This window comes from Pseudomonas sp. 5Vm1k (assembly GCF_056161485.1).
This window is the reverse complement of sequence record NZ_JBSPCZ010000003.1, coordinates 538,916-553,531: the sequence shown is the minus strand read 5'-3', so window position 1 is coordinate 553,531 and position 14,616 is coordinate 538,916. Positions and strand designations below refer to the sequence as shown.

The 14,616-nt window shown below is 52.3% G+C and carries 12 protein-coding genes and 1 tRNA gene; 5 read left to right on the top strand and 8 right to left on the bottom strand.

What is annotated here, in order from left to right; all coding sequences use genetic code 11:
• The first annotated feature begins 226 nt into the window (after positions 1 to 226).
• The 3 genes from mtlD to ACWIKB_RS09135 all read left to right on the top strand — a co-directional run bounded on the left by mtlD (position 227) and on the right by ACWIKB_RS09135 (position 4,656).
• Positions 227 to 2,365: a bifunctional mannitol-1-phosphate dehydrogenase/phosphatase gene (mtlD, locus tag ACWIKB_RS09145; protein WP_475266294.1), complete on the top strand. Its 2,139-nt coding sequence runs from the start codon at positions 227 to 229 to the stop codon at positions 2,363 to 2,365.
• 334 nt (positions 2,366 to 2,699) lie between these two features.
• On the top strand, positions 2,700 to 3,260 hold the full coding sequence (locus ACWIKB_RS09140) for a lipid-binding SYLF domain-containing protein (protein WP_475266292.1): 561 nt from the start codon (positions 2,700 to 2,702) through the stop codon (positions 3,258 to 3,260).
• A 100-nt stretch (positions 3,261 to 3,360) separates the two neighbouring features.
• The gene (locus tag ACWIKB_RS09135; RefSeq protein WP_475266290.1) at positions 3,361 to 4,656 is read left to right on the top strand and encodes an NRAMP family divalent metal transporter; all 1,296 of its coding nucleotides are present in this window, start codon (positions 3,361 to 3,363) and stop codon (positions 4,654 to 4,656) included.
• 368 nt (positions 4,657 to 5,024) lie between these two features.
• Here the strand turns inward: ACWIKB_RS09135 and ACWIKB_RS09130 are convergent, their stop codons facing one another.
• The 8 genes from ACWIKB_RS09130 to dapA all read right to left on the bottom strand — a co-directional run bounded on the left by ACWIKB_RS09130 (position 5,025) and on the right by dapA (position 13,171).
• Positions 5,025 to 6,695: a hypothetical protein gene (locus tag ACWIKB_RS09130; protein ID WP_475266288.1), complete on the bottom strand. Its 1,671-nt coding sequence runs from the start codon at positions 6,693 to 6,695 to the stop codon at positions 5,025 to 5,027.
• 137 nt (positions 6,696 to 6,832) lie between these two features.
• On the bottom strand, positions 6,833 to 7,417 hold the full coding sequence (locus ACWIKB_RS09125; RefSeq protein ID WP_475266286.1) for a hypothetical protein: 585 nt from the start codon (positions 7,415 to 7,417) through the stop codon (positions 6,833 to 6,835).
• A 33-nt stretch (positions 7,418 to 7,450) separates the two neighbouring features.
• The gene (locus ACWIKB_RS09120) at positions 7,451 to 8,917 is read right to left on the bottom strand and encodes a TIR domain-containing anti-phage reverse transcriptase (protein ID WP_475266284.1); all 1,467 of its coding nucleotides are present in this window, start codon (positions 8,915 to 8,917) and stop codon (positions 7,451 to 7,453) included.
• Positions 8,918 to 9,480: 563 nt separating this feature from the next.
• Positions 9,481 to 9,570, bottom strand: a tRNA-Ser gene (locus ACWIKB_RS09115).
• An 84-nt stretch (positions 9,571 to 9,654) separates the two neighbouring features.
• A complete protein-coding gene (purC, locus tag ACWIKB_RS09110) occupies positions 9,655 to 10,368 on the bottom strand; it encodes a phosphoribosylaminoimidazolesuccinocarboxamide synthase (protein WP_008034929.1) in 714 nt (237 codons plus the stop codon).
• A gap of 28 nt (positions 10,369 to 10,396) precedes the next feature.
• Positions 10,397 to 11,155 carry an MBL fold metallo-hydrolase gene (locus ACWIKB_RS09105; protein ID WP_123406244.1) on the bottom strand — a complete coding sequence of 253 codons (759 nt, stop codon included), beginning with the start codon at positions 11,153 to 11,155 and terminating at the stop codon, positions 10,397 to 10,399.
• Between the two features lie 4 nt (positions 11,156 to 11,159).
• On the bottom strand, positions 11,160 to 12,275 hold the full coding sequence (gene bamC, locus ACWIKB_RS09100; RefSeq protein ID WP_475266282.1) for an outer membrane protein assembly factor BamC: 1,116 nt from the start codon (positions 12,273 to 12,275) through the stop codon (positions 11,160 to 11,162).
• 17 nt (positions 12,276 to 12,292) lie between these two features.
• The gene (gene dapA, locus ACWIKB_RS09095) at positions 12,293 to 13,171 is read right to left on the bottom strand and encodes a 4-hydroxy-tetrahydrodipicolinate synthase (protein ID WP_475266280.1); all 879 of its coding nucleotides are present in this window, start codon (positions 13,169 to 13,171) and stop codon (positions 12,293 to 12,295) included.
• A gap of 328 nt (positions 13,172 to 13,499) precedes the next feature.
• Between dapA and ACWIKB_RS09090 the strand changes: the two genes are divergently transcribed.
• On the top strand, positions 13,500 to 14,060 hold the full coding sequence (locus tag ACWIKB_RS09090) for a glycine cleavage system transcriptional repressor (protein WP_054046705.1): 561 nt from the start codon (positions 13,500 to 13,502) through the stop codon (positions 14,058 to 14,060).
• A 10-nt stretch (positions 14,061 to 14,070) separates the two neighbouring features.
• Positions 14,071 to 14,544, top strand: a complete 474-nt coding sequence (locus ACWIKB_RS09085) for a peroxiredoxin (protein WP_123597202.1) — start codon at positions 14,071 to 14,073, stop codon at positions 14,542 to 14,544.
• The last annotated feature ends 72 nt before the right edge of the window (positions 14,545 to 14,616 follow it).

The following is a 14,616-nucleotide window of genomic DNA, read 5'->3' as shown; positions in this document are numbered from 1 at the left end:
TCGTCAGCCACTGAATCGACGCCTGCATCTCCCGTTTTTTCGCGGAGTTTGTGCTCGCTTGGCTTTTCTATCTGAACCCATCACTTCCTGAGCGAGACATCGCCCGGTCGGCCTTTGCGCCTCGAACCGTGCCCGTCAGCTCCAGGCCACCACATTTTGCTGGCGCAGTGCCCCTCATGAGGCGGATTTGCGTCGAGCCTCCCCACGGTACAAGGAGTATCAATCGATGATTTATTTCCAGGGAAAAAGAATATTCAGCGCCATCTTCGACATGGATGGCACCATGTTTGACACCGAACGCCTGCGTTTCAAAACTCTCAAGCAGGCATCCAGCGAGATTTTCGGCAAGCCGCTGAGCGAAGAAACCCTGATCGGCTCGCTGGGCCTGAGCGCCAAGAAGGCCGAGGCCCTGGCGAAGGCGCATAACGGCGAAGACTTCCCCTATGCCGAGATCCGCCAGCGTGCCGATGAGCTTGAGTTGGCGTATGTGCGCAATGAGGGCGTGCCGATCAAGCCAGGTTTGCTGGAAGTGCTGGAGCGCTTGCGCAAGTACGGCCTGACCATGGCGGTCGCAACCTCAAGCCGTCGGGCGATTGCCGAGGAGTATTTGATCAATGCCAACGTGCTCAAGTATTTCGACATCACCGTGTGTGGCGACGAAGTCAGCCAGGGCAAGCCGCATCCCGAGATTTTCCTGCGGGCCGCCAGTGCGCTCAATTGCGAGCCGGGCCACTGTTTTATGGTCGAAGATTCGGAAAACGGCCTGCTCTCGGCGATCCGTGCCGAGGGGCAGCCGATCCTGATCGAGGACATCAAGCCACCCGCGCCGGAGGTCAAGGCCGGTGCGCTCAAGGCTTACGGCAACATGCAGGAATTTCTCGGTGACCTGACCGAATGCATGCCCGACCTCGGCACGCCCGAACTGACCGAAACTTTTCCTCAGGCACTCAACCAGTTTCGCGTGGGCATCCACGGCTTCGGCGCCATGGGTGGTGGTTACCTGACGCAGATTTTCTCCCACTGGGATGGCTACACCCGCCCCTGTGAAATCATCGGCGCCACCCGCTCGCGGATGCTGCGTGAAACGGTCGAGGCTTTCGGCCGATTCAGCGTGCGCTACAGCGCAACATCCTTCGACCAGACCATCGAAAACCTGCGAATGATCGACATGGACGACGCCGAAGCGGTGATCGATATGTATGACGTCGCAGAAATCGTCGGCCTCAGCCTGCCCGAGCCTGCCATTCGCAAACAGGCGGATGTGATCGCCAAGGGCTTGGTCCGCCGCTTCGAACGCCGTCGACGCGAGCTGACCATCCTGATTGTGCTGAACAAGGTCGGTGGCGCCGCCTTCGTCCGTCGCCACGTCGAAGCGCAGCTGCTGCTTCTGGTTTCACCAGAGACCTGCGCGCAGATACTGGAAAAGACGCACTTTGCCGAAACAGTCGTCAGTCGCATCGTCTCGAAGATTTCCAACGAGGCCCTGCTCCGGCAACTGCGGATCAAATCGAAGATCTTCCAGAACAGCTTGAGCGATGAGCCGACCGCCCCACAGACGACAACGACCGACAAGGCGCCTGAATACGAACGGCTGATCGGCCGCTTCCGGCCCTTCGCCCAGTCCAGCAACGCGCTCAGCCAGATGCACCTGATCCTGTTCAACAGCGAACCGGACATGCCTCTCTATGTCGAGCGCGGTAGCAACTTGCTGGAGCGATTGCGCCAAGTAAAAACCGTGGAAGACATCACCCAGACCCAGGTGATCAAGAATCTCCTGTGGAACGGCCCTCACGCCATCATTGCCTGGTACGCCAGCCTGCTGGGTTATTCGTGGCTGGGCCAGGGCATGGGCGACCCGCGCGTCAGTGCCTTGGCCGAACGCTTGATCCGCCAGGAAGTCGGGCCGGCCCTGGTCGCCGACAACCCGCACATGAGCGACGCCGTCGCCGGTTTCGCCAAAACCTTCCTCGAACGCTGCAACACGTCCTTTAAAGACCCGTGCGCCCGCGTCGGCCGCGACCCGCTGCGCAAACTGCAACGCAACGAACGCATCCTGCGCAGCATCGACCTGGCCAAAAAACACGGCATCGACTCATCCGGCCTGGAGTTCGGCACTGCGTTGGCACTGCACTACGCGCTGCGCTCGACGGACAGCAAGGATCAGGAGAGCCAGTTGATGCGCTCGCTTTATGAAAAAAGCGCAAGTGTCGAGGCGATGTTGACGTATACGGGGAGCTACAACGGAAAACCCTATCCGGGATTGGAGCCAGTCAGGGATGCTGGGTTGATTGAGGGGATTGCCGAGCATTTCGAGCGGCTGGTGAAACCGGATTCCGTACATTGGGGATGGCCGGTGCAGGATTAACTAAAAGTGGACTAACCGTAGCAACGTGTCTGTCCTGAAACAGGTTTACACCTGTTTCCCCCTGACGCCCGATGCACCGCATCGGGCGTTTTGTATTTTGAAGACTGCCGCGGCCTTCTCACTCAAGACTCGCTGAACCCGGCTCTTACGCAGGAGTCACAATAAGTGACGGCATCGCGACTGATCTCAGGCTTTGGGCCTGTTTCATTCAAGCGCGAAGCTTGCGACTCACACAGTTTAGGGTGCGCCGGATAACGTTCAGTAGGCTCGATTCCTGTTTGATGCAGGCGCGGACTGCTGCTCCCCTCCAATGCTCCCTTATCGGAGTACGGATATGACTCAGTCAATGCGCTTCTTTCTATCGATCTTCCTCGCCACTGCATCATTGGCATCGACAAGCCTCCTGAACACGGCAGGTGCGGCCACTGCCGAGGATCTGAATACCGACTCTCGGCAAGCGTTGCAAAGGCTCTATAAGACCACTCCCTTCGCCGAAACCGTTGCACACAATGCCAAAGCTATTCTTGTCTTCCCGAAAATCATCAAGGCGGGCCTGGTGTTCGGCGGTAGCTATGGCGAGGGCGAATTGTTACAGGGCAAGCAAGTAGACGGTTACTACAACTCCGTCACCGGCTCATGGGGACTGCAGGCAGGCGCCCAGTCGTATGGCTATGTGGTTTTTCTGATGACCGATAAAGCGGTGAAATATGTCCGCGAAACCAAGGGTTGGGAAATCGGTGTAGGGCCAACCGTTGTTGTGGTTGATGAAGGTGTTGCGAAGAACTTGTCCAGCTCAACGCTGAAAGACGACGCTTACGCGTACATCTTCGACCAACAAGGGTTAATGGCCGGGGTCAGCATTGAAGGTACGAAGATTTCACTGATCAAGCGCTAAAACCGGCTGTTTAGTTAAGTATCGGGTGAGTGATGACGGCGCATGGACGCGCCTCGCCACGTCCACTTGGTGTGGCAACCCCTTTGCCCCCGAGAAAAAAATGAACAAGAAAGAACTCATAGACACGCCTCCGGCTGTTGCCCATCGCTCATGGATTAAAAAACTGGGGCCTGGCCTTATCACGGGCGCGGCGGATGATGATCCAAGCGGTATAGCGACCTATTCGCAAGCGGGCGCGCAGTTTGGCTTGAATACACTTTGGACCTTGTTTTTCACCTATCCCCTGATGGTCGGCATTCAGATCATCAGCGCCAAAATAGGCCGAGTCAGTGGCCACGGACTCGCTACCAATATCCGCTGCCATTACCCTCGGCCGCTTCTATATGGCATCGTCGCTCTATTGATGTTTGCCAATACCATCAATATCGCAGCCGACATCGCAGCAATGGGTGCGGCGTTGAAGCTGTTGATCGGCGGATCGCCCCATTTTTATGCAATTGGCTTTGGCGTTGTTTCTCTGCTTCTGCAGGTGTTCATCCCATACAAGCGTTATGTGCGAGTACTCAAGTGGCTGACACTCGTGTTGTTCGCTTACGTGGGCATTATGTTTGCCGTGCACATTCCATGGGTGCAGGTCTTTCGCCAGACCGTATGGCCTCACATGTCCTGGAAACCGGAGTACATCACAATAGTGGTGGCCATCTTTGGAACAACCATCAGCCCTTATCTGTTTTTCTGGCAAGCATCTCAGGAAGTTGAGGACATGGCGGCCGACCCTGAAGCTCAGCCGCTGATCAATGCGCCACACCAGGCAGGAGCCAACTTCACCCGCATCAACATAGACACGATGGTGGGGATGGGCATTTCTAACATCATTGCTTATTTCATTATGTTGACCACCGCTGTCACGCTAAATATGCATGGCCTTACAGACATTCAATCATCCGAACAAGCAGCGAGTGCATTACGACCGATCGCGGGGGAGTTTGCTTTTTGGTTATTCAGCGCAGGCATCATTGGCACAGGAATGTTAGCGGTTCCCGTGCTGGCAGGCTCTGCGGCGTATGCAGTGGCCGGAACGTTTCGATGGCGAAATAGCCTGGCGGCCAAACCGCAGGCAGACAAAGCGTTTTACAGCATCATCACCGCCGCAACATTACTGGGTGTGTTGATCTGCTTTGCGCCGATTGACCCCATTAAAGCGTTGCTTTGGAGTGCCGTCGTCAATGGCGTGATTGCGGTGCCCATCATGTTCATCATGATGTTGATGGCATCGCACAAAAAGATAATGGGATCTTTCGTCATTCACCCTGTGTTGAGGGTATTGGGCTGGAGCTGCACCGTTGCGATGGCTTGTGTCGTCATCGGTATGTTCTGGGGGATGTTTTCTGCGTAGAACTGAAAACGAAAAAGCCCCGTAGATTTTCATCTACGGGGCTTTTTCTATGTAATGGCGGAGAGATAGGGACGTTCAGAAACATACTCTGCAGCCCGCCAAAACCAATAGACACAGGAAATTTAGACTATTTTGCTACAAAACTCTGCTACAAAATGACGTACCTCCTGCTGTTAGGTTTTTTTGGTATCACGAACTTTTTTCAGGATACTTGCCCAAGCTAGATGAGCTTAACGACGCACCTATTACTTCATAATATTATCCAGGCTTAATTTTCCGCGACCATTAAAGCCATTAGCAAACCAAACACTAGACTTGGTAAGTAATCAATATTTATGGCTTAGTAATTACTCGCCAGATGAAAAACATCACCCCCTCAAAACAAAGCCCCCATCACCCAAGCTAAAAGTAACCTTTGTCTCTTGATTCGAGTACAAATTAACAAACAAAAAACCAGAATCCTCTCCACATATACCATAATAAAGAGCCACTTCAAAACCCTCATAAGAAGCGACTACCGGCGGACACTCTATAAAATTACCAAAAACTTCTATTAGAACCCTGACTCCATCACTAATACTAAAATAAACACCCTCAACCCCAGAACAAAAATAGCTAGCTAATTCAGGGTCAATCGAATCCATCCTTTGTGAAAAAATAAGCGAGCCATATTCTAACGGCTGCAGCACTGCCCCCTTTTCAAGCTGCAAAAAACTCTGTGAGAGCAGTACTGAGTCCGTATCCAAAGGGGAATGCTTTATATATAAATTATCAGATAATATTTTTGAAAATCCGTGCAACGCACACAGGGCACTCAAACACTTCTTAAAACTTATCGTTGATTCATTATTTTGTATATAGCACTCAGCCTTGGCAGGTGGAATCTGAACAAGGGTGTCCGCATTTTCATATTCAATTAGAAAGCCGAATTCTGCAACCGAGTCAAGGTACCTACTAGCCACTAAGTATTTTGGAAGATGCTTGAGCCCTGAAACCAAATTCCCAAACCAAGACTCAATTGATGTCTTAAATTCAATAAATACATTTGAATCTATAGCGTTAACTTTAAAGCAAAAGCTTAAGAATCCATCTAGCGTCTCACCATCGACCGTTATCACCTTCTCCCCACCGACATAACTACTTTCAAATGTACAAAGAAAATGACGAGAATTCGCAGACACCAGATACAAAGAGCTTTGAACCATTAAAACAGCAGGCTTTAGATATAGATATGAACCGGGACGTGATTGTTTGAACGCCTGAAAAATATCATTATTTATAAAATTTATTTTTGATGAGTCAATTTTGAACCCTTGGCCTGTCAGCCGATGATTTTCAATTTTGTCCTGTAATTCAGACGCAGCTTCACCGGTTGCAACAACTGAAAACCGGGAATCAGAAATGTTTTTGGCCGACAGTACGTGAGTGATAGCACCATCAACTACTGTCTTAACGCTGAAGCGTGGATCAAGCTTCTCTATTGCTTCGCTATAAGAATGATGAATGGACTGAACAGGAAATTCGAAAGGATTGACCATATTATTAAAATTGCACGTCAAAGCTCTAACCACTTCAGCACGAATACTATCAGCCAATTCAAACTGGGTCAGAGATTTGGTTCCAACCATAGTCATTGCACGTTTTTCAGCCTTAGCCTTCCACTCACAGAGTAGATCAACCGGATAGCGTGACTCATCCCGATCGATGATGATGGAGCAAGACCCGCAGAGCCAAATCCCATTCTTGTACGAGCTACGCTCTTCTTTCGTCTGATGTTTATTGTAGCGAGCAGCACCGGGGCCGGGAGCGGCAGCACAAATGTGAGCGGCGACACCGTTACCTGCATAATCGTTTCGCTTAAGATTCGAGCCTATGGTGTGACTCAGGCAATCAGGGTTGGAGCAGACACCTGCCGCCATATGTTGCAAAAGCAAACGTGTTGGCTTATCGAAATTATGGCGTGGATGCATATCAACAATCGACCCATCCGCCAAGATGACTTTGTCATTCTTTATTTTAACTTTGCTAAGCTTAGCCACCCCAACTCCTTGTAAAGCTTAAATCTGGCTTTCAGTTAATTACTTGGCATGTTTACGCAAACCAAAGACGCTCTATTTGATTCCGATTATAAAGTAACGCCTAGCTCACAGGCCTACACCTCAAGCCGATCGAGCCTCTATTGCAATGGCTCACCTAAGCTTAACTGCCCTCGCTTTTGCAAATCATTGGCCAGCCAGAGTCCGGCTTTTGTCATTAAAAAGTAAGTAGCAGCAGTAAACCCAGCTTGAAAATTATCTACGGCATTTACTACCTTGCCATCCGAACTAATTTTTTCCTCCCTCACTGGCCCTTCACAACCGTGGATCATACCGACATCCACTTTAAACAAATCCACCAGCTCAAAATATTTATCCATATCAGACTGCATGATTTTATGATCGAGGTTGTGAGCAAAATGGTTTCTAATTTTATTTATATGCTTTAAAGCCCTTGCCAACTCAGCAGGCAAGCCAGAAGCTATCGATGTAGTTAGTCTTTCATTAAAATGGCGGAGAATTTCAGCACTCTTGCCTTTTCCACTAACGAAAAACTCAATATTTTCTGGAGAAATCCTTTCTTTCAAATAGACGCTTAAAAACCGCTCGCATATCAGCTGCAGCCTTATCACGCAAATCCCATCATCACTTTTATTAAGAACATCGGCATACAAACCTGGATCAATAAATTTTATAAAATCGTGATTTACCTGAACATAAGTCATGTTTTTTCTCGACGAGTTAAAATTTTTTATAAATTATGATGCCAGCAAAGCTTTTATTTTTTGTGCTATTTCGTCTGGATTGTCTTGCCACACAACATAAAGCTTGTCGCTCATCAAAAAATTATTATTGAGGATTTTTTCTTTATCTCCATGAATTAATGGCAGCAGTCGTTTGGTTCCACCAGAAATATCCCCATTGAGAACGGCGTTGATTTCCTTTTGCGGCCACGCTTTCACAACAGAGTTATCAGTCATTACCGCAATCACATATTGCGACTTAATAAGGGCTTTGTTGATTGTTTCGATAAGAGAATCACCCCACGCAATTTCCTTAGAGTCATAAAATGCATGAACACCAATTTTCGTAAGTGCTTCATACAACGGCTCCACAATGGCTGCTTTGTCTTCTGATGCATGACAGAGAAAAACATCGTACATTTTATATTCTTCCTTAATGGATTTTAAAAATTTAGGAGGGGTTTTATCATGCTCGGCCATTTTCAATATTAGTTTAACGTATGTTGGATCGTCTTTTCCTTTCACCATTGCGATAAAAGATAATCTACCATATATGTTATGCTTTAGTTTTCGCCCATCTTCCGTCAGCTCCACTTCGTCGGGATTAAGCTTTAGTATATCAATGAAATACTTACGCTCCGCCTCTTTTGGGTCTTGAATCCAGTGGTATATCGCGGTACGGACTTTGTTTTTATACTCAGCAGGAATGTTTACTTTTTTATTTGTTATTAGCCCTGTCACTTCCTGCCTATCATATTTTGATTGAAGCCGACTCTTTTTTTCATTTATTTCAAAGCTGGCCCTCGAAAAAATATTGGCTAAATCTTCCCCAATGATTGTTCGTCCGTCGCTAACATGAGCTATTTCTCGGGGAAAATTCCTTTTCGCGGAAAGTGTTATATCATCAGCGTATCTTGAATAAATAAGACGATGGCTTCTAACATGTTTTATAATTCGATTATCCAAAATACTGGCAACAATATTCGACACAACTGGAGAGGTTGCAGCACCTTGGGGAAGATAATTATTGAAACAGCAGATTTGAGCAATAACTGTCGCTACGTCCGGATGAATTTCGAAAGGCTTGGCGATGAAAACAGCACGAACCCTACCAAAATTAATTGAACCAAAAAAATCTTTAATATCTACGTTTAACACCCAGTTAGATTTTTTATGCAAAATGGCATTTTGAAGTATGCCCCTTCCTTTAATAAAACCCTGAACGCAAGGTTTGAACTCTAAATTCTCAGTCAAAAGCTCTGCCAACTTTTGCTGAACCACCCTCAATCCCTTTTGAGGTGAATCAATCTTACGAAGACCGCCACGTTTTTTGGGAATCTCAAAGGATTTATATTTTTGTTCATCTGCTCGCTTGTAGCAGATATAAAGAAGTTGTCCTTTTTTTACACCCAGAAGGTTGCAAAGAAGATCAAGAGAATCGAGCTTATGGATAGATCGACTTGGGGGATTCAGTAGCTTCAAGGCAGCCTCCGGCCTGTACGCTACCGGAGTAAGAAGCGGCACCCCCCGCTATTTACCTTACGCCCCGCGAGACTCATAACATTGCGAATCGATAGTCTCAGCGTAACTCACAGTAGCATATGTCCTTACATTAACGATCATTGCAGTGGTAGCACTGCATAGTTAAAGCTTGGAGGGGTGCCCTCGCCCTTTATGCCCGAAAGGCAAACACATGGCAATAGGACATTAGGACAAAGAGAGAAAAGCCAAAATAGACAAGTGGCTCCCCGGGTGTACCCAGTCAACCACCGGCAGCCAAGCAGGCACACCAGACACCCTCCAATACGTCTCAACGGGTCCGGACGCACCTTCCCCGGTCGACACCCTTTCACAAACCATAGACGGCCACAGAGGGTAACGGCTGATGGACAGGGCGTTAACACTCATAACTCAATCGAAAAAGGACAGACGAAAAAAAACAGCGATTTATTCGCTGTGTTTTGCAAAACCTGCTGCAAACCACTGCTACAAATCGCTGTTTCTTAACCTTCGCAACTCATTGATTTACAAAGGTTTTTTAAATATGGCGGAGAGATAGGGATTCGAACCCTAGGTACCGGTGAAGGTACAACGGATTTCGAATCCGTCCCATTCGGCCACTCTGGCATCTCTCCAACGGCGCGCATCATAACAATACTTTCGCAGGAAGCGAACCCCCCTAAGCGAAATTTTTCCGTGCTATCAGATGCTTGCGTCGATTAAAGCGGTACGCCCAGACGATTGGCGACTTCTTCGTAGGCTTCGATGACGTCACCGAGGCCCTGGCGGAAGCGGTCTTTGTCCATTTTCTTGCCGGTGGCCTTGTCCCACAGGCGGCAGCCGTCCGGGCTAAATTCGTCGCCCAGGACGATGGAGCCATCGGAGAACACGCCGAATTCGAGTTTGAAGTCGACCAGCAGCAGGCCGGCGTCGTCAAACAGTTTGCTCAGGACTTCGTTGACCTTGAGCGACAGTTCTTTCATGCGAACCAGTTGCTCGGCGGTGCCCCAACCGAAAGCCACGACGTGGGATTCGTTGATGAACGGGTCGCCCTTGGCGTCGTCCTTCAGGAACAGTTCGAAGGTGTAAGGGTTGAGCTTCATGCCTTCTTCGACGCCCAGGCGCTTGACCAGGCTGCCAGCGGCGTAGTTACGCACGACGCACTCGACCGGGATCATGTCGAGTTTTTTAACCAGGCATTCGTTGTCGCCCAGTAGTTTGTCGAATTGGGTCGGCACGCCGGCTGCTTCGAGTTTCTGCATGATGAAGGCGTTGAACTTGTTGTTCACCATGCCTTTGCGGTCGAGCTGCTCGATGCGCTTGCCGTCGAACGCCGAAGTGTCGTTGCGAAACAGCAGGATCAAGCGGTCAGCGTCGTCGGTCTTGAAAACCGATTTGGCTTTGCCGCGGTAGAGTTCTTCACGTTTTTCCATGATGGGCTCCGCTTGCTAAGTAGGTGGGCTAGGCGATGTGTCGCCAGTCGAGCCCTGAATCTTGATCGGCCAGTTGCAGCCAGTCCGGGTCGCACCCGAGGGTGTCGACAAAACATTGCCGGGCCAGCTGCGGCAGGTTGTTCTTGCTGCTCAGATGGGCCAGGACCAGGTGTTGCAGGCCTTGCCAGCCCAACTCAGACACCAGGAATGCCGCCTGGTGGTTGTTCAAATGTCCCAGTTCACCGCCCACCCGCTGCTTCAGGAAGTAGGGGTAGTGACCGCGAGCCAGCATGTCACGGCAATGGTTGGACTCGATCATCAACGCATCGAGGTCCCGATAGCCGTCCAGCACCTTGTTGCAATACGAGCCCAGGTCGGTCAACAGGCCGAAGCGCCGCTCACCGTCATTGAAAACGTACTGGGTCGGTTCCTGCGCATCGTGGGCCACGGCAATGACTTCGATGTTCAGGGCGCCGATTTGCAATTGCTCGCCGCCGGCCAGGAAGCCTGCGGGTTCAATCGGTTTGCGCATCCCGCGCAGGGTGCCGCGACTGAGGTAGACAGGCAGATTGTAGCGCCGAGACAGCAAACCCACGCCATGCACGTGGTCGGCATGTTCGTGGGTCACGAGTATCGCGCTCAACTGCGCCGGGTTTACACCCAGGCGCAGCAGGCGTTTTTCGGTTTCCCGCAGGGAGAAACCACAATCCACCAGCACATACGTATCAGCGCTGGCTATCAGCGTGCCGTTCCCTTGGCTACCGCTGCCGAGAACGGCAAAACGCATGTGATCAGCCCAGGTTGTCCTGAATCACGCTCAACACTTTGCGGGCCACTTCTGCCGGCGCCACGGTGTTGATATTTTTCTCGACGGTGACCTGGACGTTCTCGCCAACCTTGCTCAGGCGAACCTGATAACGCTCGGCACGGGCTTCAACTTCTTCCTTGTTCGGCTTGCTGCCGAACAGACTGCTGAAGAAACCAGGCTTCTCGTCTTTCTTCTCGGCTTTTTCAGCCAGGTTGATGTAGTACAGGCCCAGGCTGCGGTTGATGTCTTCAACGCGCCATTCGCCCTGTTCAAGCGCACGGCCGACGCTCGACCAGGCGCGATCCAGGTCCGGACCAACGTTCAGGATCGGGTTGCCGCTGCCGTCTTCGCTCAGGCTGACGCGATTAGGTGTATCGAAATCACGGGAAGCCAGCATGGAGACCGAACCGCCCTTCTCGGACGTGCGGCTCATGCTCGCGAGCATGTCATCCACCAACGCCGCGTCCAGGCCAGTGTTGACCGAACGGTTGGTGAAATCGACGTTGGCGGTGCTGCCAGCAGGACGCTGGGCACTGACCACGTAGATTTCACTGGTGTTGCGCTGCACGCCTGGCTCGATGCGGACCCGTACACGGGTTTCGTTGTCGGCGCTGATACCGGCTGCGCTCAGGCGCTTGGCCATGGCCGCGGACAGTTCGTCGGAATGCTGCCAGGTCGTGGTGAATTCGCCGGTTTGCGGGCGTTGTTCGTCCAGGCGGAAGCCGTTGTCCTGGAAGAATTGCACCGCCACTGGCCAGACTTCGGCCGGTGGGTGCTGGCCCATGACCCAGCTCGAATCACCGCTTTTTTGCAGGGTGTAGTCACTGGCGTCAGCAAGCGCCGACAGCGGTTGCGGGCGCGGTACGATGTATTCGCCCTTGGCGGTGTCATCGGCCACGTTACGCGGGATCGGCAACAGCGGATCCAGACGTTTGGCGGTGCTGACATCCGGTGGCAGTTGCATTGGTGCTGTCTGTTGCGCTTCCAGGTAATCGCTACCACGGTCACGGAAGTAACCTTCCGGGCCCCAGATCCATCCGCAGCCACTGGTGCTGGAGATAATCAAGGCAAGTGCGGAAAGTCCGGCCATTCGCTTCATGCGTTGTACTTCCTCAATTAAACCAGGACGCCGGACTGGCGCATGGCCTGCCGCAGCGGTTCGTGACAGGCAGCGCTGAGCCAGGTGAGCGGCAGACGGATACCGTCCGGCATCAAGCCCATTTCATGCAGTGCCCATTTCACGGGGATAGGGTTGGATTCGATAAACAGGGTCTTGTTGAGCGGCATCAGCTTTTCGTGGATGGCTCGCGCAGTTACGGCGTCGCCCTTGAGCGCGGCGTTGCACAGGTCGGCCATGTCACGCGGGGCAACGTTGGCGGTTACCGAGATGTTGCCTTTGCCGCCCAGCAGGATCAGCTCGACAGCGGTGGCGTCGTCACCGGAGATCACCAGGAAGTCTTTGCTGACGCCGTCGATGATTGCCTTGGCGCGACTCAGGTCGCCGGTGGCTTCCTTGATGCCGATGATGTTTTTCACGGTCGACAGGCGGATCACGGTCTCGGCCTGCATGTCGCACGCGGTGCGGCCAGGCACGTTGTAAAGGATCTGTGGGATATCGACGGCTTCGGCGATGGCCTTGAAGTGCTGGTACAAGCCTTCCTGGGTTGGCTTGTTGTAGTACGGCGTGACCAGCAGGCAGGCGTCGGCGCCGGCGACCTTGGCATTAGTGGTCAGCTCGATGGCTTCGCGCGTCGAGTTGGCACCGGTGCCGGCGATCACCGGGATGCGCCCTGCAACCTGCTTGACCACGTAACGAATCACTTCGATGTGTTCGTTCACGTCTAGCGTGGCCGATTCACCTGTCGTGCCGACCGCCACGATGGCGTGGGTGCCGTTTTGCAGGTGAAAGTCCACCAGTTTGCTCAGGCTATCCCAGTCGAGATTACCTTGTGCATCCATGGGTGTGACCAGTGCCACCATACTGCCCGCAATCATGCAACCGCTCCTGCCGGAAAAAGAGAGCCGTAATGGTACTGGCGCCAAGATGCTTGTACAAGCTAAGTACTGCGCTGCTGCCATTCCCCTTGGCGCTGCTTTTCGCTACCCTTCAGACTTTGATCGGTACTGATAAGCTCGTACGCCGGGTTCCAGCCTCCATTTTCGGCATCACAAGCCCCGATCCAGCGTTGCCACCCCTCGCTCCCGCCACTCTGGAGCACGTTGCAACCTTCGGCTCGGGTTTTCTGAATTCGTCTGCGCAGGGTCGCCCCCGGTAAAAAAAGCCCGTAGAAGTATCGACCGCTCATCGCTTTAGGAATGCTGCATGTCCACCCCCACAGTTCGCGAACAATTCCTTGTCATCAGTGCCCTCGGCGCCAACCCCATGGAGCTGACTAACGTCCTGTGCCGCGCCAGCCATGAAAACCGCTGCGCCGTGGTCACCTCTCGCCTGACCCGTCATGGCGAGTGCAGTGCCCTGATCCTCGAGATCTCCGGCAGCTGGGACGCTCTGGCCCGCCTGGAAGGCAGCCTCCCAATCCTCGCCAAGAAGCACGCTTTCACGGTCAACGTGGTGCGTAGCGCGGCGTTGGAAAACCGTCCGCAGGCTCTGCCTTACGTCGCCTATGTCAGCTCGGCCTACCGCTCGGACATCATTAACGAGTTGTGCCAGTTCTTCATGGACCACAACGTCGAGCTGGAAAACCTGACCTGCGATACGTATCAGGCACCACAAACCGGCGGCACCATGCTCAATGCCACGTTTACCGTGACATTGCCGGCCGGCGTGCAAATCAGCTGGTTGCGCGATCAGTTCCTGGATTTCGCCGACGCGCTGAACCTGGACGCCCTGATCGAGCCGTGGCGCCCACAAAACCCAATGTAAGGAAGCTTTCATGGCCGTTGCTATCGACCAACCGGTTACCGATTTCGAAGCACCCGCCACCAGCGGGCAGACCGTCAGCCTCGCGAGCCTCAAAGGCAAGCAGGTGGTGATTTACTTCTATCCGAAGGACAGCACGCCGGGCTGCACGACCCAGGGCCAGGGCTTTCGCGATCAACTGGAGGCTTTTAAAGCCGCCAACACCGAAGTCTTCGGCGTGTCCCGCGACAGCCTGAAATCCCACGAGAACTTCAAGGCCAAGCAGGCATTCACTTTCGAGCTGATCAGCGACAAGGAAGAAGCGCTCTGCCAGCTATTTGATGTGATCAAGCTGAAAAAGCTCTACGGCAAGGAATACATGGGCGTTGATCGCAGCACCTTCCTCATCGACAAAAACGGTGTGTTGCGTCAGGAATGGCGCGGCGTGAAGGTGCCGGGGCATGTGGATGCGGTTTTGGCTGCGGCTCAGGCGCTGAACAAGGCCTGATTCATCTGGCGTCTATTCGGACGCCTTCGCGGGCAAGCCTCGCTCCTACAGGTTTTGAGTCGCACCCAAGAA

Bases quoted from the DNA above. Each gene is read 5' to 3' on its own strand.
- ACWIKB_RS09105 (WP_123406244.1), bottom strand. From the start codon at position 11,155: ATGCGTTTTGCCGTTCTCGGCAGCGGTAGCCAAGGGAACGGCACGCTG.
- ACWIKB_RS09125 (WP_475266286.1), bottom strand. From the start codon at position 7,417: ATGACTTATGTTCAGGTAAATCACGATTTTATAAAATTTATTGATCCA.
- purC (WP_008034929.1), bottom strand. From the start codon at position 10,368: ATGGAAAAACGTGAAGAACTCTACCGCGGCAAAGCCAAATCGGTTTTC.
- dapA (WP_475266280.1), bottom strand. From the start codon at position 13,171: ATGATTGCGGGCAGTATGGTGGCACTGGTCACACCCATGGATGCACAA.
- ACWIKB_RS09140 (WP_475266292.1), top strand. From the start codon at position 2,700: ATGACTCAGTCAATGCGCTTCTTTCTATCGATCTTCCTCGCCACTGCA.
- ACWIKB_RS09135 (WP_475266290.1), top strand. From the start codon at position 3,361: ATGAACAAGAAAGAACTCATAGACACGCCTCCGGCTGTTGCCCATCGC.
- mtlD (WP_475266294.1), top strand. From the start codon at position 227: ATGATTTATTTCCAGGGAAAAAGAATATTCAGCGCCATCTTCGACATG.
- bamC (WP_475266282.1), bottom strand. From the start codon at position 12,275: ATGAAGCGAATGGCCGGACTTTCCGCACTTGCCTTGATTATCTCCAGC.
- ACWIKB_RS09085 (WP_123597202.1), top strand. From the start codon at position 14,071: ATGGCCGTTGCTATCGACCAACCGGTTACCGATTTCGAAGCACCCGCC.
- ACWIKB_RS09090 (WP_054046705.1), top strand. From the start codon at position 13,500: ATGTCCACCCCCACAGTTCGCGAACAATTCCTTGTCATCAGTGCCCTC.